At 37.0% G+C, this 24166-nt stretch carries 24 protein-coding genes and 2 pseudogenes; 10 read left to right on the top strand and 16 right to left on the bottom strand.

What is annotated here, in order from left to right; all coding sequences use genetic code 11:
* Together J2Y03_RS22760 and J2Y03_RS22765 are read right to left on the bottom strand one after the other, a co-directional pair.
* Positions 1-185, bottom strand: a pseudogene (locus J2Y03_RS22760) (molybdopterin-dependent oxidoreductase); the annotation flags it as partial.
* A gap of 1397 nt (positions 186-1582) precedes the next feature.
* The gene (locus J2Y03_RS22765) at positions 1583-4183 is read right to left on the bottom strand and encodes a RyR domain-containing protein (protein ID WP_310198687.1); all 2601 of its coding nucleotides are present in this window, start codon (positions 4181-4183) and stop codon (positions 1583-1585) included.
* 121 nt (positions 4184-4304) lie between these two features.
* On the opposite strand from J2Y03_RS22765, the gene J2Y03_RS28990 reads away from it, so the two are divergent.
* Entirely contained in the window at positions 4305-4472 is a 168-nt protein-coding gene (locus tag J2Y03_RS28990) for a GNAT family N-acetyltransferase (protein WP_396954255.1), read from the top strand.
* 178 nt (positions 4473-4650) lie between these two features.
* Here J2Y03_RS28990 and J2Y03_RS22770 read toward each other — a convergent pair.
* Together J2Y03_RS22770 and J2Y03_RS22775 are read right to left on the bottom strand one after the other, a co-directional pair.
* A pseudogene (locus J2Y03_RS22770) lies at positions 4651-4800 on the bottom strand (DNA repair protein RadC); the annotation flags it as partial.
* Positions 4801-4982: 182 nt separating this feature from the next.
* Positions 4983-5357: a hypothetical protein gene (locus J2Y03_RS22775; protein WP_310198689.1), complete on the bottom strand. Its 375-nt coding sequence runs from the start codon at positions 5355-5357 to the stop codon at positions 4983-4985.
* Between the two features lie 299 nt (positions 5358-5656).
* Between J2Y03_RS22775 and J2Y03_RS22780 the strand changes: the two genes are divergently transcribed.
* From J2Y03_RS22780 to J2Y03_RS29000, 3 genes are all read left to right on the top strand, one after another.
* Positions 5657-6607, top strand: coding sequence for a hypothetical protein (locus tag J2Y03_RS22780; RefSeq protein ID WP_310198692.1), 951 nt, complete (start codon positions 5657-5659; stop codon positions 6605-6607).
* 361 nt (positions 6608-6968) lie between these two features.
* Positions 6969-7226 (top strand): IS3 family transposase, encoded by a 258-nt coding sequence (locus tag J2Y03_RS28995; RefSeq protein WP_396954250.1) that lies wholly within the window; start codon positions 6969-6971, stop codon positions 7224-7226.
* Between the two features lie 341 nt (positions 7227-7567).
* A complete protein-coding gene (locus J2Y03_RS29000; protein ID WP_396954251.1) occupies positions 7568-7774 on the top strand; it encodes an IS3 family transposase in 207 nt (68 codons plus the stop codon).
* Positions 7775-8854: 1080 nt separating this feature from the next.
* Here J2Y03_RS29000 and iolC read toward each other — a convergent pair.
* The 7 genes from iolC to J2Y03_RS22815 all read right to left on the bottom strand — a co-directional run bounded on the left by iolC (position 8855) and on the right by J2Y03_RS22815 (position 17000).
* Complete coding sequence (gene iolC / locus J2Y03_RS22785) at positions 8855-9862, bottom strand: 5-dehydro-2-deoxygluconokinase (RefSeq protein WP_310198997.1); 1008 nt, start codon at positions 9860-9862, stop codon at positions 8855-8857.
* 142 nt (positions 9863-10004) lie between these two features.
* Positions 10005-11468: a CoA-acylating methylmalonate-semialdehyde dehydrogenase gene (locus J2Y03_RS22790; RefSeq protein ID WP_310198999.1), complete on the bottom strand. Its 1464-nt coding sequence runs from the start codon at positions 11466-11468 to the stop codon at positions 10005-10007.
* A gap of 103 nt (positions 11469-11571) precedes the next feature.
* Positions 11572-12396 (bottom strand): carbohydrate ABC transporter permease, encoded by an 825-nt coding sequence (locus J2Y03_RS22795; RefSeq protein ID WP_310198696.1) that lies wholly within the window; start codon positions 12394-12396, stop codon positions 11572-11574.
* Positions 12393-13271, bottom strand: coding sequence for a carbohydrate ABC transporter permease (locus J2Y03_RS22800; protein WP_310198700.1), 879 nt, complete (start codon positions 13269-13271; stop codon positions 12393-12395). The genes J2Y03_RS22795 and J2Y03_RS22800 overlap by 4 nt, the downstream gene beginning before the upstream one ends.
* Positions 13272-13351: 80 nt before the next feature.
* A complete protein-coding gene (locus tag J2Y03_RS22805; RefSeq protein ID WP_310198703.1) occupies positions 13352-14671 on the bottom strand; it encodes an ABC transporter substrate-binding protein in 1320 nt (439 codons plus the stop codon).
* 122 nt (positions 14672-14793) lie between these two features.
* A complete protein-coding gene (locus tag J2Y03_RS22810; protein ID WP_310198706.1) occupies positions 14794-15837 on the bottom strand; it encodes a LacI family DNA-binding transcriptional regulator in 1044 nt (347 codons plus the stop codon).
* 128 nt (positions 15838-15965) lie between these two features.
* Positions 15966-17000, bottom strand: a complete 1035-nt coding sequence (locus J2Y03_RS22815; RefSeq protein WP_310198709.1) for a zinc-binding dehydrogenase — start codon at positions 16998-17000, stop codon at positions 15966-15968.
* 499 nt (positions 17001-17499) lie between these two features.
* Here J2Y03_RS22815 and J2Y03_RS22820 point away from each other — a divergent pair, with 499 nt between their 5' ends.
* From J2Y03_RS22820 to J2Y03_RS29005, 3 genes are read left to right on the top strand one after another with little or no spacing between them, the layout of a single operon-like run.
* On the top strand, positions 17500-17811 hold the full coding sequence (locus tag J2Y03_RS22820) for a helix-turn-helix domain-containing protein (RefSeq protein WP_310198712.1): 312 nt from the start codon (positions 17500-17502) through the stop codon (positions 17809-17811).
* Positions 17812-17866: 55 nt separating this feature from the next.
* Positions 17867-18526, top strand: coding sequence for an IS3 family transposase (locus tag J2Y03_RS22825; RefSeq protein ID WP_310198715.1), 660 nt, complete (start codon positions 17867-17869; stop codon positions 18524-18526).
* Positions 18466-18684: an IS3 family transposase gene (locus tag J2Y03_RS29005; protein WP_396954252.1), complete on the top strand. Its 219-nt coding sequence runs from the start codon at positions 18466-18468 to the stop codon at positions 18682-18684. Before J2Y03_RS22825 ends, J2Y03_RS29005 begins: the two co-directional genes overlap by 61 nt.
* Positions 18685-18810: 126 nt before the next feature.
* On the opposite strand, the gene J2Y03_RS22830 is transcribed toward J2Y03_RS29005, so the two are convergent.
* Positions 18811-18987 carry a hypothetical protein gene (locus J2Y03_RS22830; protein ID WP_310198718.1) on the bottom strand — a complete coding sequence of 59 codons (177 nt, stop codon included), beginning with the start codon at positions 18985-18987 and terminating at the stop codon, positions 18811-18813.
* 170 nt (positions 18988-19157) lie between these two features.
* Between J2Y03_RS22830 and J2Y03_RS22835 the strand changes: the two genes are divergently transcribed.
* On the top strand, positions 19158-19448 hold the full coding sequence (locus tag J2Y03_RS22835) for a hypothetical protein (RefSeq protein ID WP_310198721.1): 291 nt from the start codon (positions 19158-19160) through the stop codon (positions 19446-19448).
* A 122-nt stretch (positions 19449-19570) separates the two neighbouring features.
* On the opposite strand, the gene J2Y03_RS22840 is transcribed toward J2Y03_RS22835, so the two are convergent.
* The 4 genes from J2Y03_RS22840 to J2Y03_RS22855 all read right to left on the bottom strand — a co-directional run bounded on the left by J2Y03_RS22840 (position 19571) and on the right by J2Y03_RS22855 (position 22604).
* Positions 19571-20416 (bottom strand): hypothetical protein, encoded by an 846-nt coding sequence (locus tag J2Y03_RS22840; RefSeq protein WP_310198725.1) that lies wholly within the window; start codon positions 20414-20416, stop codon positions 19571-19573.
* 299 nt (positions 20417-20715) lie between these two features.
* Positions 20716-21306, bottom strand: coding sequence for a hypothetical protein (locus J2Y03_RS22845; RefSeq protein WP_310198727.1), 591 nt, complete (start codon positions 21304-21306; stop codon positions 20716-20718).
* A complete protein-coding gene (locus J2Y03_RS22850) occupies positions 21290-22069 on the bottom strand; it encodes a hypothetical protein (RefSeq protein ID WP_310198731.1) in 780 nt (259 codons plus the stop codon). The genes J2Y03_RS22845 and J2Y03_RS22850 overlap by 17 nt, the downstream gene beginning before the upstream one ends.
* A gap of 196 nt (positions 22070-22265) precedes the next feature.
* On the bottom strand, positions 22266-22604 hold the full coding sequence (locus tag J2Y03_RS22855; RefSeq protein WP_396954253.1) for a hypothetical protein: 339 nt from the start codon (positions 22602-22604) through the stop codon (positions 22266-22268).
* 575 nt (positions 22605-23179) lie between these two features.
* On the opposite strand from J2Y03_RS22855, the gene J2Y03_RS22860 reads away from it, so the two are divergent.
* The gene (locus tag J2Y03_RS22860) at positions 23180-23491 is read left to right on the top strand and encodes a transposase (protein ID WP_310198734.1); all 312 of its coding nucleotides are present in this window, start codon (positions 23180-23182) and stop codon (positions 23489-23491) included.
* A gap of 26 nt (positions 23492-23517) precedes the next feature.
* Positions 23518-24156, top strand: coding sequence for an IS3 family transposase (locus J2Y03_RS22865; protein ID WP_310198736.1), 639 nt, complete (start codon positions 23518-23520; stop codon positions 24154-24156).
* The last annotated feature ends 10 nt before the right edge of the window (positions 24157-24166 follow it).

Raw genomic sequence — 24166 nt, forward strand, 5'->3', positions numbered from 1 at the left:
CCTATCCATATATGTGTGTCTTTGACCCAAATACGGGACGTTGGAAAGACGGAGCGATAATAGCTAGAAAACAAAACTAACCCCGTTACGCCTAATATAAGAAAAAATATCGCATTCACGTGATGGAGCCTAGCAAGCTTTCTTCCAAATGTTAAGTTACTTGCAAAAAATAGTTTCCAATTCATTCTCTTCCCCCCCTCGTAATGTTTTACCTGCAGAAATAAGATTAAGTCTTAGTCTAAATCTGTTTCACAAAAATGGAAGCTACTCTTTAAAAATAGGTAACCGCACGAAAAACCAAATTCTTTTTTAATCCCGCATCAAGTAAGTGTATTGCATGCTTATTAATCCGAGCCAGATTTTAAATCCTGTGTTAGTTGATTATTTGGGTCATGGGTTATTATTCGATATCATAGTAGGAGGCACTTCTTCTATTTGGTAGTTTTTGGTTAGTTATACTATACCAAAAGCTGCTGTGTTTTTCTTTTACGAAAGCTTCTTGTCAAGAAACATAATGAAAGAACCGTAAGGTCATATATTGGGGATCCCACCGACATTTGTATTTTTTATACATGATTTTATATATCATTGATAAGTAAACGTCAAGTAGCCTCTAATACACGATAAAATTTATCTCTGTTCTTTTTCATCATACCTGTTGAAAGTTCCAAACACAAAAAGAGAAAATCAAAAGGCTAAACAATGCTAGGCATCTATTTTTTGGAATTCCACACACTTTTCACTAGAGCCTCTTCTCGACAATATCCTTTCTACAAAGGAGGATTATACTTAGGTGTGGCAGCATTTATAGCTATTCTAATCAAACGATTGGTTAAAACCAATTCAACTATTTAATCGTTTGATTAAATTACGTATAAGCCCTTTAAGCAAAAGGATTTTTTCCTATTTTCAAGAGAATTAATTGTCGGATAAAAGTTATGATTCTTAAGAATTATCTTCAAAACTGACAATAGAAACTAGCAGAATACAAGTTCTTACAAATAAGAACAAGTAACAATACCAACTAATCGTTTGATTAAAAGTGGTGCAAATCCTTTTGGAAAACGGGCTTTTGCCTGTTTTCAAGAAAAGTTTTTGTCGAGGAAAAACTCTTGAATTTCCGTCACTCAACAGCGTGAACGTATCGTGCAAATCCTCTTTTGGTATATGGTCTCCCTTAAGCAAAGAATATTCGTTTATTAAAAATCTATTCATAATGAACTTGGCATACATGAAAAAAACCCGTAGATTCAATATAATCCATACGGGTTTTACTACAAAATTATTTTGCTAAATAATAAATCTTATTGTGAGTCATAACACCAGTTTTACTCTTTCTGCAAGTTATCAGCAAGGATAAATCACAGCTATTTCATCTATACATACTGGTCTTTTGGTCTTTGTAAATCTCTATTCTGCAAGTTACCAGCAAGTTAAATCACAGTCATTTCACCTTATATATACTGGCTTTTGGTCTTTATTAAAGTCTATTCTGCAAGTTACCAGCAAGTTAAATCACACTGGTATGTGATACCCTAAAACAGATGTTGGGTTTTTAGCACTTTTCTTTCTCTCTGCCTACCTAAATGTCTGTGTTATTACGGAGTTTCATTTGAGCTTCACAGTAACAGATAAAGTTTAATTTTTCGATTTTAAAATTTGCTTTTGCAAGTATTTCTGGCCATTCTTTAATACTTTCTATGATATGTTTCTGATAAATCTTATCTAAACTGCCCCAGGAAACTAGCATTGGGTCGGTCTTTTTATCTTCATCAAACTCTCTTCCATATCTCCATCCAGATTCCTTCTTTTCAAGAGAAAACTTCTTATGTTCATATTCTGCTAAAATCTCTACTTCATTATCTGTAAATTCCACATTCTCAGGTTGTTCATTCACAGATATTAATTCATAATTGATCTTAGTAAGAGCTCCCGGAATATGTCTTACCTGACTGTGGATATATTTTTTTACTTCCTCATTGATATCATTCCATGTTTTTCCATCAACTAGTTTAGCTTTACGATCATTTTCACATAATGATGCACGCTTATGACATAGAGCAGCTGCAATGCTTTCTATTTTCTCACTAAAAAAAGAATCATACATTAAATGGCGATAAAATTGTTCTTCATCCACATGAAGTCTTAGCTGTTCCTTAGAAGGTAAAAGAGATTGTTCCCATTTGTGAGCATTTGTTAATCTACTCATCTCGAGTATGGCTTCCATTGATCTTGATTCATGCTTATACCTTGGAATTTTTAATAATGCTCTTAAGACGCCATTATCGATTTGTGCAACACCCGTGCCATCTAGCAAATCTGGTGTTTTTCTTTCAATAAGAGAACGTAATAACATTGCTCTGCGAACGATAAATAATAGATCCCACTTTTCATCTGTCTGATTAGGTCCCAAAATATTGACATATCCCCTTAAACGGCTAATAAAATCGGGGCCTTTAGCGTCTTTAAATTCCTTTAAAAATGGTTTGTATTCAGTCCCATCTTCAATGTCCTCACCACAAAATTGCCTATATGTACTGCTTGTTCCTCCAGCAAATACAAAAATAGCTTTTCCAATTGGATGAACCGTATCTCCTACTCTAAATACCCCATCCTGCATGGGGGCTAGAAAATACTTTAACCAGCCAAGTTTCCCATTGAAAGCGGTATCAAATTCATCAAAAAAGACAAGTGGTATTTTGCCCATTAAAGAAACGTCCCTTACCCTGTGCAATGCATTCGTTAAGTCTGATAAGCTCTGAAATTGGGATAAATTAAAATCTAATTTTTCAATCAGTTTAGGTGCAATACTTGAAGCTACTTCTGTAACACCAAATGACTTACCCGATCCAGGAGTACCAAAAACAGCAATAGAAAGAGGTCTCATGACATTTTTAGCAGAAACATACTCTGTGATAAGGTTTTTAATGCTTCTATATGCCTCAATCTCAGCTCGATCGACCGTCTTTAATTGGCCGAATTGGGCAATTGGAATAAATTTCAGTGCACTTTTTTCTCCGTACTTCACGATATTGTACGAAATCTCCGCTAAATTAATAGAAGTTTTGTCTTTTATGATGTACCAGCAGCTGCGGCAATTGGGAGTAGTAGAACGTATATTTACATCTTGTACATGTTCTTTATAAATAAAATCATTGTCCTTTTCCATAAATATATCTGCATTAGGAAAATCATTATCCCCAATACTTTCACCAAAACCATTTATAAAATATTTTTGTGCCGCTACCATTCCGCTTCGAATACCTTCGCTAATGGACTTACTTAGTTCATCATTATTTTTTAGCCCTGATGCAATACTGCCTGCAAGTCCTGCCACAAAACAGGAGGAAAGACCATACATGTTTCCCTGATTTTCTTTTATAAAATCACCTTCAAATGCATAAGGAAGAAAGAATAATTGGGATTTAATCTGAGTATTTTCCTGATAATAGATAGCGCCTTCCAATCCAAAATGAATGATTAAGTGGTAACAATGGGCAAGGAAAGCGATATTCGGATTATTGTTGATCTGCCAGGCAAAATCAATAGCCGTTCTTTCCCATGAAAGACTTTTACTGATATTTACCCCCTGTGCTCGAAAGTCATCTGCATCAATAACGACAATGGTATTTTCCATCTTGTATTTCTTGATATGGTTCCATAGCCTACTTTCACTAGTTGGATGATTCACTTTATAGATCACAAGGGGAGCACTGTTTGGAGATTTTAAAGCCAATGGCCAATACTCTTCATCTGAATGAAACCCATTGTCCTCATCATGTATAATCACCATATCTGCCTGTTCATCATCATTTACAATAGGAAGTAACATAGGTTTACCAGAAAACGGCCCGGAATAGCCCAGAAACTTCTTTATCCGGTAGACCTTAGAATCATTTTCTTTTCCTGTTAAAGAAAATAGTTCCAGCTTGGAAGATGACTGCAGGAGTCCTTCTGGTAATTCACATATTGTATCTGCTATTTTGGGTGAAATTACTGCATCCTCACAGGCTAAGCTTACAAATTTTGATAATAGTAATGCTCCTCCCTCTTTCGTAATGCTGTGAACATATGGGGAATTTTCCCACCTAAATCCCTTAGCGTTTTTTTTAAACGTTTTCCAGGTTAATACATTTGTACTAACATCACCTGATACAGCTATTTTTAAATCTGTCTTGTTCATTTACATAGCTCCTTGTTGTACACCAGCTTCAATTTTAAAGTTTGTTGTATAGGTATTATGCATATATTAAAATCAAACTATTACATTTACGTTGTAAATTAATCTTGTCAGAGATTTAATCATTGTATCCCATACTATTGTTTACAAGGGCCACAACGGCAAGGGATTAGGAAAAAAATTGGTCGATAGAATGGCAGAATATGCAAGGGAAGAAAATAATATATTGTTCCAGTATGTACCTATGCAAAAAGTATCCTTCAAAGCAAGGAAGAATATAATGCTGTTCTAGTAGGTTGAATATTCGAACTATTTAAATAAACTCCGTCATTTCAATCTATTTATTGAGCAAATGATGGAGGTTCATTCTCCTCCAGTAAAAATACGAATAGAGATACCTGAAGTGCCTAGGGTTCCAACTACCGAATAAATAACTGGTATGGCTTTGTTCCATCTTCTGAAAATTGGTGGTTCTTTGTGTCCAGTGAAACGACAATGAAATACTCGCGGTCTTTATCCTCTAGGAACAGCTTTAAGAGTTTATACCCATCCTCTGATGACCGCACTGACCGTTCCTTGTAAAGCAGGCTTGATTCCTTCACTAATTTTAGTGATACAATTTAGAGACAAAAACAGCACCTTCCTACTATTTGAAGAAGGTGCTGTTTTATTTCTCAGAAAAACCTCTTTTACTTATGGTACGGTTCACCGCAACAACTAAACCAGCAGTTTTTAAATATTGCAAAAGGGATGCCCAACTGTAAGTATGAAGAGGGGGATTGATATAGGGTATAGCTGGTGTTCATCCTCTACATTCTGTATCAAATACGCTGATTGTTGCTGTTACATCTCCGTTGGCATTAACAGTTAGATGGATTTGTGCATGTAATAAAAAATTGGGTGCGGTTCCCTTGGATATGACACGAATTGATAAATTAAATGTATTTTCAAATTGTTGGTTATTAGTAGTAAAATGGTCATTACTTGTTTCATTAACAACATACAAGTTTCCTTGATCACCTGTTCCCTGTCCATGAATATTTGAATGAACTGTTACATGAAAATTTCCAGAGGGAGTAGTATTTTGCTTAAATAAAATGTTAATCGTACCATCTATAGTAATTGATTCCCCATTACATTCATTAATTGCAAGAATTAAAAAGGGTAATTTTGCCATTAAGTATCATCTCCAATCAAATTATGTGAAAATGATTTCATTCATCTTCACAAACCAGTGTATGAAGAGGTACAAGCTTTGTAACGGCACTTGTCCAAATAAATAAGTCTATCTATATAATCACTCTAATGTGCAACAAATGGTATACTCGAAAGAAAGAGAGATGAGAGGTATAAAATCTTAAAAATTGTGAATCAGATTTCGGAGATATACAATGAACAATATAGGAGATTATATGTTCCCATAGAGGAATACGTGTAATTCTTTTCATACAATTCAATATTTAGGGGGATATGAAAGTGGGAGTTATTAGTAATCTGGTTGTTGCTGCATCCGTAACAAGTGCTTTGACTGTTGGGGCTCTTATTTGGAATGGAAGTGAAAATCTATCAGCCGTAAAAGGGTATGCAGAGTCCATGAAAGAAAAAGTTGGAAACTTGGCAGGCGATATTTCCTTCTTGAACTCAACCGTTTCTGGAAAGAATGGTCAAATCGACCATCAAAAAGGGAGAATAGGAGAATTAGAGAATACTATCGCTACATTGACGGCCGAAAAAGAAACTCTTCAATTGGAACTGGAGAAACTAACAGCTGAAAATGTGAGAATTCCAGAATTGGAAGCTCAAATTACAAGCTTGCAAGCTAAAATCACAGAGTTGGAAACTCAAACGGCCACTCTTCAATCTCAATTAACTTCCTTGCAAGTAGACTATGACACTGCTATTGCAGAATTAGAAAAGGCAAATGGAGAGATCGCAAAAGCAAATCAAGAATCACAAGAGTTAAAGGAGTACATAGCAACTCTAGAAGCTGAAACGAATAGTACATATAACACAGCAAAGGTAGACAAAACCAATCCGATGTATGCGGTTGAAACTCCAAGTTCAGATCCTTTAGCCCCAATACGAGGTCTTCACTGGAGCAGTCCGCACATAGCGATTAATTCTGATCAAACCGTGATCGCCTTGATGGGGGAACTTATGCAAACAGATGCTGTCGCTGGAGATGGTGATTATGGCTGGATTGATACTTATACAATCGAGGCTCCTGTTTTGAATGATGGAAAAATGGATGCTTTAATGGAGTATATTGCAAAAAACTCGGACTTTGTTGCAGACCCACTGGAAATCATCTTTAGATTCCGTAAGGTGTACTCCTTCGAGGGAGATCCATATGGTGGTCATATATATGGTGGTTATATCTTACGTGCAGACCATATAACAGGCCAATATGTCATAGAAAAGTTTTAAACGAAATGACAAATACATTCATCACACCAATACATGTAGGCTTTAAAAGATAGAGGGAAAATAAAATGGCAGTTGGAAAATTACTATTAGCAGCTTACATCTTCTCGGGTAATCAAAAATTTTGCGATTAGACTTTACTCATAAGGTAGAAAAAAAGGTACAACTAGCGGAACCACTAGTTGTGCCTTTTTTTCGCGTAAAACCTCCGATTGACCCCTATAAGAACCGACCATATTTGACTGTATTCTAGTTTCATTTATGCACATTGCTTCAGTTAATAGGTAGGTATCCATCTCTATTTCCTAATACCACCAATAGAAATGCCATCAGAACCGTCCCCATGGCACTCCGCAGATCTCACATGTATCGCAATCTAAGTAAGGAGCTCCACTTCCTACCCAGTTCACGAAAGGCAAACTGTTGGGATAACGCTGTTATTGAGAGCCTTTTTTCGCAGTTAAAAACGGAATTTCCTTGTTTTTATCCCAATTGTCCACCCGATTCTTTTCAACAAAATTCAAAGAAATATATTCGCTACTACAACGAAAAACGAATCCAACATAGAATGGGATTCGTTTCTCCTAAAATGTATGATTTAAATTACCAAAATGCATCATAAATGTCGAATTTACTAATGCCTACTTTTCGGGGGCTTGACCACAGGCACGGGAATTTTAGCAAACTCCTAAATCTACAATTCGAATATGGAACGTTCAAACCAGAGCCTGTTCAAAGCTGTGACCATTTCTAATACACTTTAACCAGTTCCTGTCCCTAAATAATAGGCCTCAACAAATTTGTAGTTTTGATCTCGTTAACACGAATAACTTGGGGAATCCATGACGATTATGACGTCTAGCTACGATTCTGAAGCATCTGCATAGCATTATTATCCTGCTACCAATTCAAACTATAACTCTTCGAATCCATTATTCTACAAATCTTGACATATATCGGGGAGTGACAGGCACCGATATTACTGTTATTGAAAGCTTTTTTTCGCAGTTAAAAACGGAATTCCCTTGTTTCTATCCCAACTGCCCAATCGAATCCTTTCAACATAATTTAAAGATATATATTCGTTATTATAATGAAAAACGAATCCAAAAAAGAATGGGATTCGTTTCTCCTAAAATGTATTACTTAGATTACCAAAATGCAGTCTAAGTGTCGAATTTTTAAATGTCTACTTTTCGGGGGCTTGACCACAGGCACCGATATCTTAAAGGGAAGAACATAGCCATTATCGCACTGAAACTGGACAACCTTCCCAATCGTTTGATTAAAAGTGATGCAATCCCTTTTGGGAAAAGAAAGAAATTTATTTCTCGTAAATACACAAACTGAACCTGTATAACTTTGCGTGCACGTATCGTGTAATTACTTTTTTTGTATACGTGACAGACAAAGTACCCTAAAAGAAAAGAAGCGTAGCAATAGGAAGGGGTTTCTTGCACCGTGAGGTGCGAGAAACCCCTTCCTTTGCATCCTTTTCTATACCAGCCAAACCAAATTAGGAATACTTTCCACCTTTTTTTCTAGATCCTCTATCCGACAAGACCCTTCCAACAAAAGAGGATTAAACCTTGATGTAGTAACATTTATAGCTATTCCAATCAAACGATTGATTAAAACAAATTCAACTAATTAATCGTTTGATTAAATTTTAATAAGCCCTTTTAGCAAACGGATTTTTACCTGTTTTCAAAAGAATAAATTGTCGTATAAAAAATGTGATTCTTAGAAAATACCTAAAAACTAACAATATAAACTAGCAAAATACAAGTTCTCTCAAATAACAACAAGTTATCACACTAATTAATCGTTTGATTAAAAGTGGTGCAAAACCTTTTGAAAAACGATTTTTGCCTGTTTTCATGAGGATTTATTGTCGATGAAAAGCACTTGAAATTTCGATTGAAAATACAATGCTCCTAATTGATCGCTGGGTCCTTCTAAATGTTTGTCCTTTAGGACAAATAGCCCATAGATATATTCGCTATTACAACGAAAAACGAATCCAGCATAGAATGGGATTCGTTTATCCTAAAATATATTTTTTAAATTACCAAAATGCATCATAAATGTCGAATTTATTGATGTCTATTTTTTGGGGGCTTAACCACAGGCACGGATTTAGAAACAATCACATACACCCCTATCTACTGGTAGATAAGGGTGTATGGTTATTTGGCGAACTTCCACCATAATACTGAACCTAGAAGCACCTATTATCCTATCAATCTTCTACATCAATCGGGTAGTGACACCGATATCTTTAGTTCTTTCGGATATAAATTGCTCAATTTCATCTAATGTTGGCATGGCTTCTGAAGAACTATGTTTGCTGACCACAATAGCTGCTGATGCACTGCCATATTTTAATGCTGTTTCAATATCCTTACCCGTAATTAACGCGTATAAGAAAGCAGAAGCATAAGAGTCACCTGCGCCAAACGTTTTTAATACTTTTGTTAAGTATGCATGTCCTCTAAATGTTTCTCCAGATTTGGTATACGCATAAGATCCTTCTACACCATGTTTAATAACGATTAACTGTGGGGAATGTTTGAATAAATGGTTAACCGTCGCCTCGTTGTTGCCGTCTTTAAGATTTTCCAATATATCGAATTCATCACGCGTACCTACAACAACATCTGATTGCTCAGCAACTAATGAATAATACACAGATGCTTCTTGAGTTGATACCCACGTATATCCGCGATAGTCTAATTCAAAAATAACCTTTACATCATTTTTCTTTGCTAAGCGAATGGATTTTAACACCGCTTCGCGTGAAGGACTTTTTGCCAAAGCAGTACCTGATACAAGCAGAACTTTAGCCTTTTCAATATAATCTTCACTCACTTCGGATGGGTCTAAATAAAGGTCAGCTACTTCATCGCGGTACATTAAAATACTACATTCTTCAGGACTCTTAATCTCAGTAAAAGCTAATCCCGTTTTATGACCTTCTTGATCAACTACCATATGGGATGTATCTACTCCGACTCTACGCAAATACTGTTCAATAAAACGTCCGTGCTGATCATCAGCCAATTTACCGATAAACCCTGATTTTAACCCTAATTTTGATGTTCCAATTGCAATATTTGCCGGTGAACCACCTACGTATTTTTTGAATGTCATCGTCTCTTCCATTGGACAGTTATATTCAACAGAGTTTAGGTCTATACAAGCTCGACCGATTGCAATTAAATCAAATTCTCTATCTGAATGAAATTCCACCTTCATTTTTCTTGCAGCTCCTTTCACTTTATGTACGATTCTAAATTCAATCATGAGATGTTTCTTTACGATAAGTCCTTCCATCCCATTTAATAAATACACATACTTGCCATTTCTAGATGAATTTAAAAGAATAATAGTCTTTTTTCTATTCAAATGTTGGCGCTTTATAGAAGGCAGTCACGACTTTTTTACGTGTATAGAATTCAACACTATCTTTTCCATTTGCAGGTAATGTTCCATAGAAGGAAGATTTCCATCCAGAAAATGGGAAGAACGCCATTGGAGCTGGAACGCCTAAGTTAATGCCAAGCATACCCGCATCGATATTTTCACGGAAGTAACGAATGGCTGAAGCGTTTGATGTATAGATACATGCACCATTTGCAAATTCTGAACGATTTGCTGTTTCAACAGCTTCTTTTATATTTCTGACACGAACAATGGATAATACAGGAGCAAAAATTTCATCTTTCCATATGGTCATATTTGTTGTTACACCATCGAAAATAGTTGGTCCAACAAAATATCCATTATCAGGTGCATTTTCACGGCCATCACATATTAATTTCGCACCTTCGTCAATCCCTTTTTGAATATAGCCTAATGTACGTTTTTGATTTTCTTCTCGAATCACTGGACCTAAGAAAATTTCATCTTCTAGACCATTACCAATTTTCACATCTTTTGCTTTTTCAACTAATTTCTCAAGAAAGGCATCTGCAATCCCTTCTTCCACTGTTACAACAGAGCAAGCCATACAACGTTCACCAGCAGAACCAAAGGCTGACGCAATCACGTTTGTAGTAGCAAGTTCTAAATCTGCATCACTCAAAACAATGGAGTGGTTTTTTGCTCCGGTTAAGGCTTGAACACGTTTTAAGTTTTCACTTCCGCGTTTGTATACATATTCGCCAACTGGTTTAGAACCAACGAATGAAATAGCTTTAACATTTGGGTGGTCTAAAAGTCCGTTAACGACGTCATGTGCACCGTGAACAATATTAAAGACCCCTTTAGGAAGACCAGCTTGTTCTAATAGTTCAGCCAATTTTTGAGTTAACAAGGGGGTTCTTTCAGATGGTTTAAGAACAAATGAATTTCCGACTGCGATGGCCATTGGGAACATCCAGCAAGGAACCATCATTGGAAAATTAAATGGGGTAATCCCGCCAACAACACCAATTGGGTACCGGTAATTTGTTGCCTCTACATCTGATGCAATAGTAGTAAGTGAATCACCCATCATTAGTGTAGGTGCACCGGCAGCAAATTCTACATTCTCAATTCCTCGCCCAACTTCACCTAATGCTTCCGTAAGGTTCTTACCATTTTCTATCGTGATTATTCGAGCTAACTCCGTTTTATTTTGTTGCAATAATTGTTGGAAATTAAATAAGATTCTCGCACGCTTTTGGACTGGAACCTCTTTCCAGCTTTCAAATGCCTTTGCAGCAACTTCGACTGCATAATCAACATCTTCTTTTGTGGAAAGAGGAACTTGTGCAATTACTTCTTTAGTAGCAGGGTTGTAGACATCTACAAATTTTGTTGCTTTGCTTTCAACCCATTCACCGTTAATATAATTTTTCAGCCTTTCTACCTTTGCGATTACTCCAGTCACGCTTCCTTCCTCCTTTAGAATAAACATTATGATAATTTGTTTAGAATCTTACGTTAACATTTAAGATATACGAACGAGCAAAACTCCCACCTTAGCCTTTAACAGCTCCACCGGTCATACCCGCAATAATGTAGCGCTGCATGAAAAGGGCAATAATCAGAACAGGTAATGTGATAATAACGGACGCAGCCATTAAACCTCCCCAGTTGATTTCCGAATAGGAAAGGAAATTAAAGATGGCAATTGGTAGTGTTTTGGTCTTTTCACCTGCTAGGATCAGAGAGAACATGAAATTGTTCCATGAAAAGATAAAGGCTAGTATAGAGGACGTGATAATCCCAGGACCTGAAATTGGCAATATAATCCGAATTAATGCGCCAGTAGTAGTACAACCGTCTATTCTTGCTGATTCCTCTAATTCCCCTGGCAAGTTTTCGAAGAACGGGATCATAATCCAAATAATAAATGGCATGGTTACAAGCACATGACTGAGAGTCAAAGCTGTATATGTATCAATAAGCTCGAGTTTTGAAAAGATAATGAACCAAGGAATCAAAAAGGATATACCTGGAACAATACGAGCAACGAGAATCAACAATCCAAGACCATTCTGTTTATATTTTGCTATGGAATAGGCAGCAGGTAATCCTAACAATAGACCTAAAAATGTAGACGCCACGGCTACCAGAAGGGAATTCCCAATAAAACCCAAAAATTCGTATTGAGTAAATACATTTACGTAGTTAGAAAAACTTGGCGTTATAGCTAAGAGATTAGACGTATTTAGAATCTGTTCCTGGGTCTTAAACGAAGCCAAGACCATCCAAAGGAAAGGTGCTATAAAGATAAACAGAATCAAATACACTACTAAACTCATAAAAATCGTTTTTATCCTATTATTCTTTCGCGTTATCATACAGAAACACCCGCCTTTTTACGCAAGTAAATCACTAGAATGCTAAGGGCAAGGACGATGGCAAAGAACACCATTAACAGTGCCGAGGCTTTCCCAAGTTGGAAATATTGAAAACCTAATACATACCCATAAATATTTAGTGTCTGCGAAGAGGTTCCTGGCCCCCCCTGAGTTGTTGCATAAATAATATCGAATGTCTTCAAGGCATCAATCAAACGAAGCAAGACAGCTGAATATATCGTTGGTTTCAATAGCGGCAACGTGATCTTCCAAAATATCTGAAAGCGATTAGCACCATCCACAATTGCTGCTTCATAGGGATCCTTTGGCAGTGAAACGAGCCCGGCAAGGATAATAAGAGCGATCATCGGAGTCCATTCCCACACATCGATGATGATCAAGGATGGGAGAACAAGGTCAGGCGATGCCAGCCATTCCTGCACCGGCAAACCCAAGGCTTGTAAAAAGATATTGGCAACACCTACATTGGGTTCGTAAATTAAAACCCAAACTAGACCGACCGCTACTGGTGTTGCGACCATGGGAAGAAGGAAGAGGGTTTTCACAATTCCTTTACCAATAAAATGTGCATTCATCATTAGCGCAAGGAGGATCCCAAGCACAGTCTGTACAGCAACAGCAACAACTGTAAAATAAAAAGTAGTCCAAAGTGCCTGACGAAACAATTCATCTTCAAAAAGACCTTTATAATTTTCGAAAGCCACCCATAATGGCGGGTCTACATTTGACATGCTCCATTCATTGAAACTAAGCCAGAAAGTATAACCAATGGGAAATACCATCATCAGGGCAACAAACAGGACTGCCGGTAACGGGTAGATCCATTTAACATGTTTATCGAACCAATATGACATGTTGTCATCTCCTTTCCTTGAAACCAAAATTTAGTTAAAGGAAAACGACTTTCTACAGAGAGTCATTTTCCTTGTTTTACTTATTCCTTATCCAGAATTTCTTGGAAGGTTTGATTAGCTTTTTTAGCTGCAGCTTCTACATCCTTACCTTCGATTGCAGCATTTATTACGTCACCAATTGCATCCCTTGCAGCACCCACATTGACAATAGCAGGGCGGTCATACGGTATTCCATATTTGTTGTTTGTCACAATAGCCTCTGTAAGATCTTTAGGGAATTTCTCCGTTCCTTCTGGTGAATCCCATACAGATGTAAGAGCCCCTGTAATTCCAGTTTTTTGAAGTGCTAAAACAATATCCTTGCTTGTTGCCCACTTCACGAATTCCCAAGCGGCATCTTTCTGTTCAGAATTTGCTCCAATTCCAATTGCCCAAGCAGGAGGAGCTGCCACATGGTTTCCTCCAGGACCAGCAGGGAACGGTGCAAATCCAACTTTATCTGCTACACTTGATTTCGAAGGATCGGTTGCATTCGTATAGAGTGCAGATGCATCCGTATAGAACACTGCTTTTCCTTGTGTAAAGACCGCCATTGCTTCAGGCCAGCTCATGTTTAATGTTCCAGGGGGGCCGTAGTTCTTTAGCATACCTCCATAATAAGCAAAAGCTTCCATTGCCTCAGGCGTATTCAAAGTAGCTTTTCCATCTTTCATGAAATCAGCACCATGGCTGTATAGGAAACTTGAAAATTGTGTAACAGCTGGGGATCGTTTCCCACGAGCTACAAACCCATACAATCCGTTATCAGGGTCGCTCAATTGCTTCGCCTGTTCTTTCAATTCATCCAACGTCGTTGGAGGCTGAAGTCCTGCTTTATCTAATATGTCTTTACGATAGTATAAAACAGTAGATTCAGTCACGACCGGAAACCCGTAAAGATTGTCTCCTTTTTTCACACTACCTAAAGCAGAAGGAACAAAATCATCAGTAGAGCCTTTTTCTTTTGAAACGTACTCATTTAAAGAAGAAAAATAGCCATTCTTCTCAAACTGCTTTCCATCTTGAAGTGGACGGAACATTACAACATCGATACTTTTTGCATTAGCAGCAAATTCGACTGAAGTCTTTTGAGAAAGTTGGTCTTCAAAGTAGCTATCCACTTTCACCTTAATACCCGTTTCTTTTTCAAATTCAGGAAGTAGAGGCTTGATAGCTTCTGTCCATGGATGATTGGCGGCTACCAATCGAATCGTTTGGGCTTGCTTTCCAGTTGAGCTGTCTTTAGTATCGGTCGCGCTCTCCTTCGTTCCTCCACTGCAAGCCGCTAATACAGTACTTAACCCCACCACAGCAGCAATTGATAAGCTGACTTTTCTCAAGTGATTCCATTTTTTCTTCATACTAATCCTCCTTATTCATGTGTATATTATTTACAGTATAAGAGTCCGCCCTTACGTGAAAGCGGATACATACACTTGTAGAAAAAGAAAAACTTTATGATCCTAAACCTAATCGTAAGGTCTTACATTTTATTTCCCTTTTGATTCCTATATCCACACGTTCCTCTTACCATTAGCTTTACTGGTAAAGTAACGTTTTGATAGTGGTTTAATTCCTTCTTATTAATTCTATCGATTAGAATTTTTGTACCGACACGGCCAAGTTCATAACTGGGAATATGAACAGTGGTTAATCCGACCATTTTAGTGGATGTTATAAAAACATCGTCAAATCCAATTACTGCTAGATCCTCAGGAATTCTCATTCCCATTTCAAGCGCAGCATCGATTACACCAAGTGCTCCAATGTCAGATATATTAATAATCGCAGTAGGTCTTACGTCGTTGGAAAGATTCATTAATCTTTTGGTATCTTCATAACTCTTTTTATAACCAACCTCGCCTCTTAGATTCCATTCCTCCATTACGGGTAATCCATGTTCTCTCATAGTTTGTTGAAATACCATAACACGCTCATTACCGACTGTAGACCCGTCAACTCCACCCATAAAACATATACGTCTATGGCCAAGATCAATCAGGTGTTTAGTAGCTCGGGAAGAACCGTAAGCATTGTCCGATAAGACAGTGTCTACTTGAATGTTATCCAATGTCCTATGTACTAACACAATAGGGTAATTTTCTTCAATCATCTTTTCTATGATCGACCTATCATGTTCTAATGCAGTGGTAATGATGAGTCCATCAATTCTTCCTTCTCTTAAATAAGACGTAGCGATCGCAGTTCTCTCTCGATCATCATTGGTATTAATCAAGATGAGCGTGTATCCATTGATTAAAGCTTCGGTTTCACAAGCCTTGGCAAGTTCCGGATAAAAAGGGTTGGTTATGTCGGTAATGGTAAGTCCTATAATTTTACTTTGCCGAAAACGAAGACCGCGAGCCACAGCATTCGGCACATAGTTTAAATCTTTAATTGCTTGATTGACGCGTTCTATTTTTTCCGGACTAACATACCTCGTATTGTTAATCACATATGAAACAGTGGCCACTGAAACCTCTGCCTTTTTCGCAATATCCTTTATTGTTACATGAGTCTCTTTCATACCAATACCCTTCAAACCTTAGACTTGTCATTGCTTCGTAGAAATCTCAAAAACTATCATAATAATGTTTTGGGAGTTCAGATTCTAGAATGGATATAGTTATCTAAACGATTAGATACAACATAAAGTCAATTTCCATTTGGAACAAATAAGACTTTAAAAGCTTCTTTGTTATCGACCATTCCAATCGCATTTTCCCATTCATGTAAAGGCAATTTTGTTGAAATCAATGGGGCAACATTCACTTGTTTCATCTCCAAAAGCCTTAGAGCACGTTCCCATGATGTAGGCTCTGAAGCAAACCCATTCGTTATATTGATTTCTTTGGTTAAAGCTAAATCCATATCGATTTCAACTTTTTTCCCATATAATCCCACTTGGACAAATAGCCCTGTCTTCTTCAATAATTTCAAACAATTATTGGCAGACGGTCCCACACCCGCACATTCAAACGCAACATCGACTCCAACGTTTCTAGTAATCTCTGAAATCCTTTTCTGGACATCCTCCTCATCTATGACGATTGTTGCAAAGGCACCTAACTCAGTGGCCAAATTCAGCCTTTCTTTGTCCTGAGAAGTACCGATTACAATAACGTTACCTCCACTCGCTGTAGCAACCTGCATCGTGAGAAGTCCGATTGCCCCTGGACCAGAAACTAGTACATAATCGCCTGCCTTAACGGTTCCTCTTTCAATAACACACCTAACCATGCATGCTAATGGCTCCGTTAGGGCCGCTTCATCAAGTGAAACATTGTCTGGAATTTTGTAAGCAATTTTCTCGGGGATGACCATCAATTCAGCAAAGGCACCATTTACTCCCGAACCGATTGATAACCTCTTTTCGCATAACATATATAGACCGGAACGGCAATACGTGCATTCTTCACATTTCACTGCCGCTGTTAATGAAACAATCCTGTCGCCTACTTCAAAATTGGTTACTTCACTGCCAATTTCCACAACAGTGCCTGAGTATTCGTGACCCATTATAACGGGGTAGTTACAGGAATACTCATCATGGATGATATGCATGTCTGTGCCACAAATACCTGCTGCATGAATTTTTACTTTTAATTCATGACTTTGAACACGAGGTTCCTCAATCTCCAACAACTCGACACCATTCGACCCTTTTTTTGTTTTTAATAGCGCTTTCATTTCTTCCCTCCAAAACACTATTCTTGTCTAATAGCAAGAATTAATTAACTTCACTTAAGGATTTTTCCTTATCTAATCGATTAGATAGGAAAATTCTATCATATGTTTATATAATTGTCTAATAAATTTTAACATTCTACCAAATATATTTATTAGCAATATTCTTTTTTTCTATAATTACTACACGCCAACTAAACACCAAAATAAAGTGAGATACAATTAGGAATACAATAGGAAGTTTACCTGAGTCGAGCACCTTATCCAAAAAAATCACTAATGAAAGTTAAGGAATAAAATAAAAATGCTCCTCTGAAGGTATAAAGAGGAGTTGCCCATTTATTTTCTTTAAACTATTTTAAATGGGAAATCAGAATTTGCATCAAAAATACTATTCTATCAATCTTCGACAAAACTCGGGGAGTGGTTGACCCCCTTATAATAGACACATAGAGTATGATGAAGATACGACATATTTGAGTTTATTAGGGGAGAAAATTACATGAGAAAAAAACAAGCATCCCATAGTGGTGTCGAAGTTAAGTTGGATGCAGTGCGTCAAGTGCTGGAAAATAAAAGGTCCGTGGCTGAGGTTGCAAGCGAACTAGATTTACATCGGGATACAGTGAATCGGTGGGTAAACACTTTTAAGGATAATGGTGAGAAGGGACTTGTAAACCCACGCTCTATTTCGCAGCCTTCTCAGTCCAAGGACATTAAGCGAATCCGTGAGTTAGAGAAGGAATTAAAAGAAAAAGAGATGGAGAGCGAAATCCCAAAAAAGTTCCAGGCCTTTCTCAAGGGGAACGAATAAGCAAGAAATTCGAAGCTATTTCTTATTTGAGAAAGGATTATCCAGTCAATCTTTTATGCCGTATTCTTGGGGTTTCTTCAAGTATTTATTTGCTTTTCTTAAACGTCCTAAGCGCCAAGCATCTGGAGAAGAACGCCAAGATTTAAAACAGATAAAAAGGATATATTTCCTCCACAAGGGTACGTATGGAGCCAAAAGAATATCACGAGCTTTAAAAGCCGAAGACATCATAATAAACCATAAAAAAGTAGCGCGACTCATGAATGAGACCAATTTGAAAGCAAAGGTAAGGCAACCAAAAACTACTCATGAAACGAAGGAACAATCTGCAGGCTATGTCTATAAGAATCTATTAGATCGGGATTTTGACGCCGTTCATCCCAATCAAAAATGGGTAACGGATATGACTGAGGTTTTGATGGGGCAGGAAAAGTTGTATATTTCTGCAGTTATGGATTTATTTAACCGTGAAGTGATTGCCTTTGAAATGGGTTTAAGCCCTAATAAGGAATTGATAAAAGCCACCATCAAGGCAGCACAGAAAAAGAGAAAATTGGATACATTGGAGGGTGTTCTGATCCATAGCGACCAAGGAAGTGTTTACAGATCCCACATGTATCATAATCTAAGTAAGGAGCTACACTTCGTACCAAGTTGTCACGAAAGGCAAACTGTTGGGATAACGCTGTTATTGAAAGCTTTTTATCGCAGTTAAAAACGGAATTCCCTTGTTTCTATCCCAACTGCCCAATCGAATCCTTTCAACATAATTTAAAGAAATATATTCGTTATTATAATGAAAAACGAATCCAAAAAAGAATGGGATTCGTTTCTCCTAAAATGTATTACTTAGATTACCAAAATGCATCCTAAGTGTCGAATTTTTAAATGTCTATTTTTCGGCGGCTTGACCACAGGCACGGGAATTTATTCTATCACTGTTTAGCTCCCTAACAACCTATCAATCTTCTTTGTCGGGTATATGTTGCAATAGAAAGATTACCTTTTGTGTTTTGTTTTATCAACCATCTCCCATTTATTACCTGGTTTTGAAGTTGGGGGAAGGGGTTTATTTTGAATACCAGTAATTTCGGTATTACTAACTTTTCCACCTCTTGGACCAACTTCTTTGTATTGTCCAGAATCATTAGGTCTTTCTCCTGGTTTATATGCCATTAATAATCACCTCCCTTTTTACAATATTCGGGAATTTTATTAATATCCCTCTATGTTCACCAATATTTAACATTTTTCTATTAAATAATTCTTTCCCGTGCCTGCTACTTCACAAAGTTTGTCGATTAGTAAAAATTAAGCTTGTCCAAAGTAAACAGCTTCAGGTCCAGATGTATATCTTTGTAATAAGCCATCTGTTTGAAAACTTCCTATTATTTATTAAGAAAAAAGGGAAAATAATAGCTTTAAACTATTTTCTTCCCCTTATCCTGTTCCTATTAAACTGCCAACTGCTTGAGGTGCTAGACATCCGCTTTATCGGTGAAATCTTGTGGAACAATTCTATGAAACAAGATTATTCGGGGAGTGACAGGCACGGATATTTAATCGGCATCGGTTGCGATGACCGTGACCTAACAAAGGCTGCTATTCAAGCTATTAACAGCATTCAAAATCAATAATTCTAGCGTTAAGACTGAAAAAACGGACCATTCCCCCGCCCTAATAGAAAGAATGGGTGGGGGAAATTTAATAAAGGTCTGTAACCAGAATTTTCATTCCGTATCTATATTATCAAGTGGAATCATTCCGGATACACCCACTCCCCATTTTCTGTGTAATTACCATCTATAAAGGTACCTTTGAACATTGTTCCGTCTGGCCAGAACATTTCGCCGTAACCATTCTGTAAATCATTTCGAAACTCACCTTTATATATCATTCCATCAGGCCATGTAAGAGTGCCTTCTCCATGGAAGTAGCCATTTGCAAAATCACCATCGTATTTCGTTCCATCTGCCCAAATAAGCATTCCATACCCGTGGTATACTCCATTCACAAAGTTCCCTTTATAAGAGCTTCCATCTTCATAGACAACTTCTTCATAAGAATATGGGCTTTCTTCATCCACAGCATTTTCATTAGCTTCACTTTTACTTTCTGATTTTTCAACCTCCACTATATCAGTTAAGTTATCTTCTTCTCTTATTTCAGTTTCTACACTTTGATTGCTTTCATTTGGTACATCTGCTTGATTAACTACTTGTGCTTCCTCTTCTTTATTGGTTTGGCCTTCATTTTTATCTTCTTTTTCTAAAGACTCCATTTTCCTTACACTATCAAGTACACCTTCAAGAGAATCTTGCTTTACTACTTTATCTTTCTCATAAGACAATAGATAACCAGTTGCAAACAACAGAATAGTGAGACCTACAGTCATATATTTGCTTTTCCTCTTTTTCACCATAAAGGAACAAATGAATCCAATTGTAAGGATGACCCAAGGGAATTCTAACAATAACATTGTAAGTACAACTGCAATGTAAAAGGATATACTTGATGAAAACCGAAAAATCATTTTTAAAAATAAAAAGAAGATAATTCCTATTACAACATAAACGCCAAGCGAAAATTCTAATATAGATTCCATGTTACCTCCAAATATTTAAAAGGACTAACTTCACACATCTATCCAAACGATCAGCTCAATGATTGTACCATCGTCATAAATCTATCATTATGCGCTCTTTCAAGCGAGTCTAGTATTCTTATACCAAACATATAGGAATCTGCAGTATCAAGTCATTGAGCCTTTTTAATTTTGCGTACACATCCACACGGCAACACGTTACTCTTCACCATACAATTCCTTAAATCTATTACTAGGCTTTATCACAGTATATCGATAGTAAGTAATTGCTCTGCTCTCGGAATATAAATATAAAAAACTTATAAACTATCAAACGTCTTAAACACTTTTTCAACGACGTTATCAGCATTCAAACCAATAAGTGGAATCGATTTGCTAGTAATTTTTTTGACACCCCAATAATACCGGTTGCTGGCTTCCTGATCGATTGGGGTAATGGATAACGTGTCTCCATCTTTTTTAATGTCCATGATATCGCGATTACGCAATGGATAATAAAATCTCCAATGGTTTGCAGGTGAGCAGCCACTTGCCCAATTTTGCATATTTTCGTATTCAAACTTTGATAAGCGAATACGTGGAAGTTCTTTTCTTTCTTCTGACTCCAATTCTGCATCATACAGTTCAAGTTCCATTACATACAGCGGACCATCCCGCCATTCATTTTCTAATACGATATCGTTTTTATTTTGGAATAAGATAATAAAGTTCTGAATAAACCAACCTGAAAAATCATTATCTGATTTATATCGTAAAAATTTATCTACAACACTTACATAACCACTTTGCTCGCCAGCCACCGTTTTACAATAATCCATTAATTTATGAATATTTTCGTATGTATGATAGACGACATGAAAAGCTTTTCGAACATTATCTACTGAACTCATAATAAAATCCCTCACTTATCGCTAAATTTGCTTCAAAGCTGATGCTTACGGTACTTTGTATATCAAATTTGAAATAATCCTGATCATTGATCGGTTCACAAAGCTTAATATCCATGGTTGTAAAATCTTCAAAGCCCTTCCTCGTTAGAAGTGAGATAATGTCTTGAACAACAATTTGATGAAATGGATTAGTTAGCTGCAAATTCTTTAATTGGAGCAAGATCTCTTGCCACGAGATATAGCCTAAGACCACATCATTTTCTATGATGTCTCGGGCTATTATATCTTCGTACACTTCTTTACATGATCTTCTGTCCGCAATAAAAAGTAAGAGCTTATTTTTATGTTTACCTTTTCGGGCAATGATCCGTGATTCCCTGGCTAACTGATTAATACTATTATGAATGTCTGCCTCATTTTGCTTATCTATATTATTCGAGACCTCATCATCTGAAGAAAGCCCACTTTTATACTTAACCTCAATCCCCATAATCAAATCCTCGAATTCAATCAAGGCATCAATCTCACCCTCACGATCATACGGCCAAAAGTTTATTTTATCTGCCCAGAAGTCCTGATGAATACTCCGTATGTCTAAACCAATTGATTTCGGATAAACACCATTTGCAATTACTTCACCAAACCCAATCGAAAATGGAATGTAGCGCAAAGCTCCGAATACATTTCCAGTCAAATTATCTTCCAAACGATCTGATAAATTTGAGCCAGTCTGGCTGATCTTACCCTGAATTTCTGCTAACATATCCTGCCTCCTTATTCACAAAAAAAACGTATTTACTATTTACTAGATTCCACATATTCTCCACTACTAGTTGCCGCAGAGACCGGCTCTGAAGGTTCCATCAGAACCGCTCCCTTGTCCTTTCCTTGAGTAAATTTGTTACGATAGCTTTACTCCTATCCATTCTGGTATCCACCATTATGACTTATTATCCTATTTAATTAACAATTTCCTTCAAAGAAACATACGCAACTGGACTCCCACTACCAAATTTCTTTAAAAGGAGTTCCTCTGATTCTTGTAAGTCTAAAAGAATATTATTTGGTGCTTCGATTCCATCGAATACTTTCCTGCCCTTTTCTTGGCCTTCTGATATGATGCTCCAGTTTGTAGGTTGAAATATACAAACTACTTTTCCACGATTGATACCCGCGACGTATTTGATGGATTGAAATCTCTTTTCGCTAATTTTCCAATTCCCGCGTAACGCTTCATAATAACTCTTGCCTTCTTTCAGTCCATTATGTATTTTTAATAGCAAAATTTCTTCCTTCACGAGGACCATCTCTCCCATACTTTTTTACTATATTATACCATTATTTGTAATATAAGTTTGAACGATATTTTTCAAATAATCGAAAAAGGGGATTCTTACATCAAGTGATGTAAGAATCCCCTTCTTTTTTACCATACCATTTTCTCGACAATTTCCTTGTCTCAAGTAGGTACAAAACGCAGTATTAACAGCATCTAATGCATTTCTAATTAAACGATTAATTAACTCCAAATTATTAATCAAATGTTTGATTAAATATGCCTTAAACCCTTTAGAAAAAACGAACTCTGTGCTATTTTCTAACAAAAATTTGTCGAGGATTATTCTAGTGCATTTTCCAAATTCCTTTCGTCCCTCAAAGGCATATGTGGTCCCCTCATCCACTAATCCATCCTCTATCTTTCTTTCACTCTTTTATATGGGACTAGATATTCACTAGCAATCTAGCATAATTTACCTGTAAATAAAAAGACCCAGTCCTTATCACACACCACAGGGACGGTTCTGATGGGATTTCCTCTCAATTGTTGATTCAGAAAAGCCGGGAGAACCGTCCCTATTGCTCTCCAATTAACATGAGAAAAAAACAATCATCACATAATAGTGTTGAAACTAAGTTGGAAGCAGTGCGTCAAGTGCTAGAAAATAAAAGGCCCGTGGCTGAAGTTGCAAATGAACTGGATTTACACCGGGATACAGTGAATCGCTGGGTAATCTCTTTTAAGGGTGAGGGTGAGCAGGGTCTTGTGAATACACGCTCTATTTCGCAGCCTTCTCAGTCAAAAGATATAAAGCAGACCCGGGAGTTGGAGAAGAAATTAAAAGATAAAGAGATGGAGATAGAAATCCTAAAAAAGTTCCAGGCCTTTCTCAAGGGGAACGAATAAACAAAAAATTCGAAGCTATTTCTTATTTGAGAAAGGATTACCCGGTCAATCTTTTATGCCGTATACTCGGGGTTTCCTCAAGTGGTTATTTTGCATTTCTTAAACGTCCTAAGCGCCAAACATCTGGAGAAGAACGCCAAGATTTAAAACAGATAAAAAGAGTTTATTTCCTTCACAAAGGTACATATGGAGCCAAAAGAATATCCCGAGCTTTAAAAGCCGAAAGCATAATAATAAACCATAAAAAAGTAGCGCGACTCATGAATGAGGCCAATTTGAAAGCAAAGGTGAGGCAACCAAAAACTACTCATGAGGCTAAGGAACAATCTGCAGGCTATGTCTATAAAAATCTATTAAATCGGGACTTTGATGCCGTTCATCCCAATCAAAAATGGGTAACGGATATGACTGAGGTATTGATGGGACAGGAAAAGTTGTATATTTCTGCAGTAATGGATTTATTTAACCGTGAAGTGATTGCCTTTGAAATGAGTTCAAGCCCTAATAAGGAATTGATAAAAGCCACCATCAAGGCAGCACAGAAAAAGCAGAAATTGGATACATTAGAGGGCGTTCTGATCCATAGTGACCAGGGACGCGTGTACAGATCCCACATGTATCGCAATCTAGGTAAAGAGGTACACTTCATACCAAGTATGTCATGAAAGGCAAATT

It is taken from the genome of Neobacillus niacini, from assembly GCF_031457145.1.
GTDB lineage: Bacteria > Bacillota > Bacilli > Bacillales > Cytobacillaceae > Neobacillus > Neobacillus niacini_J.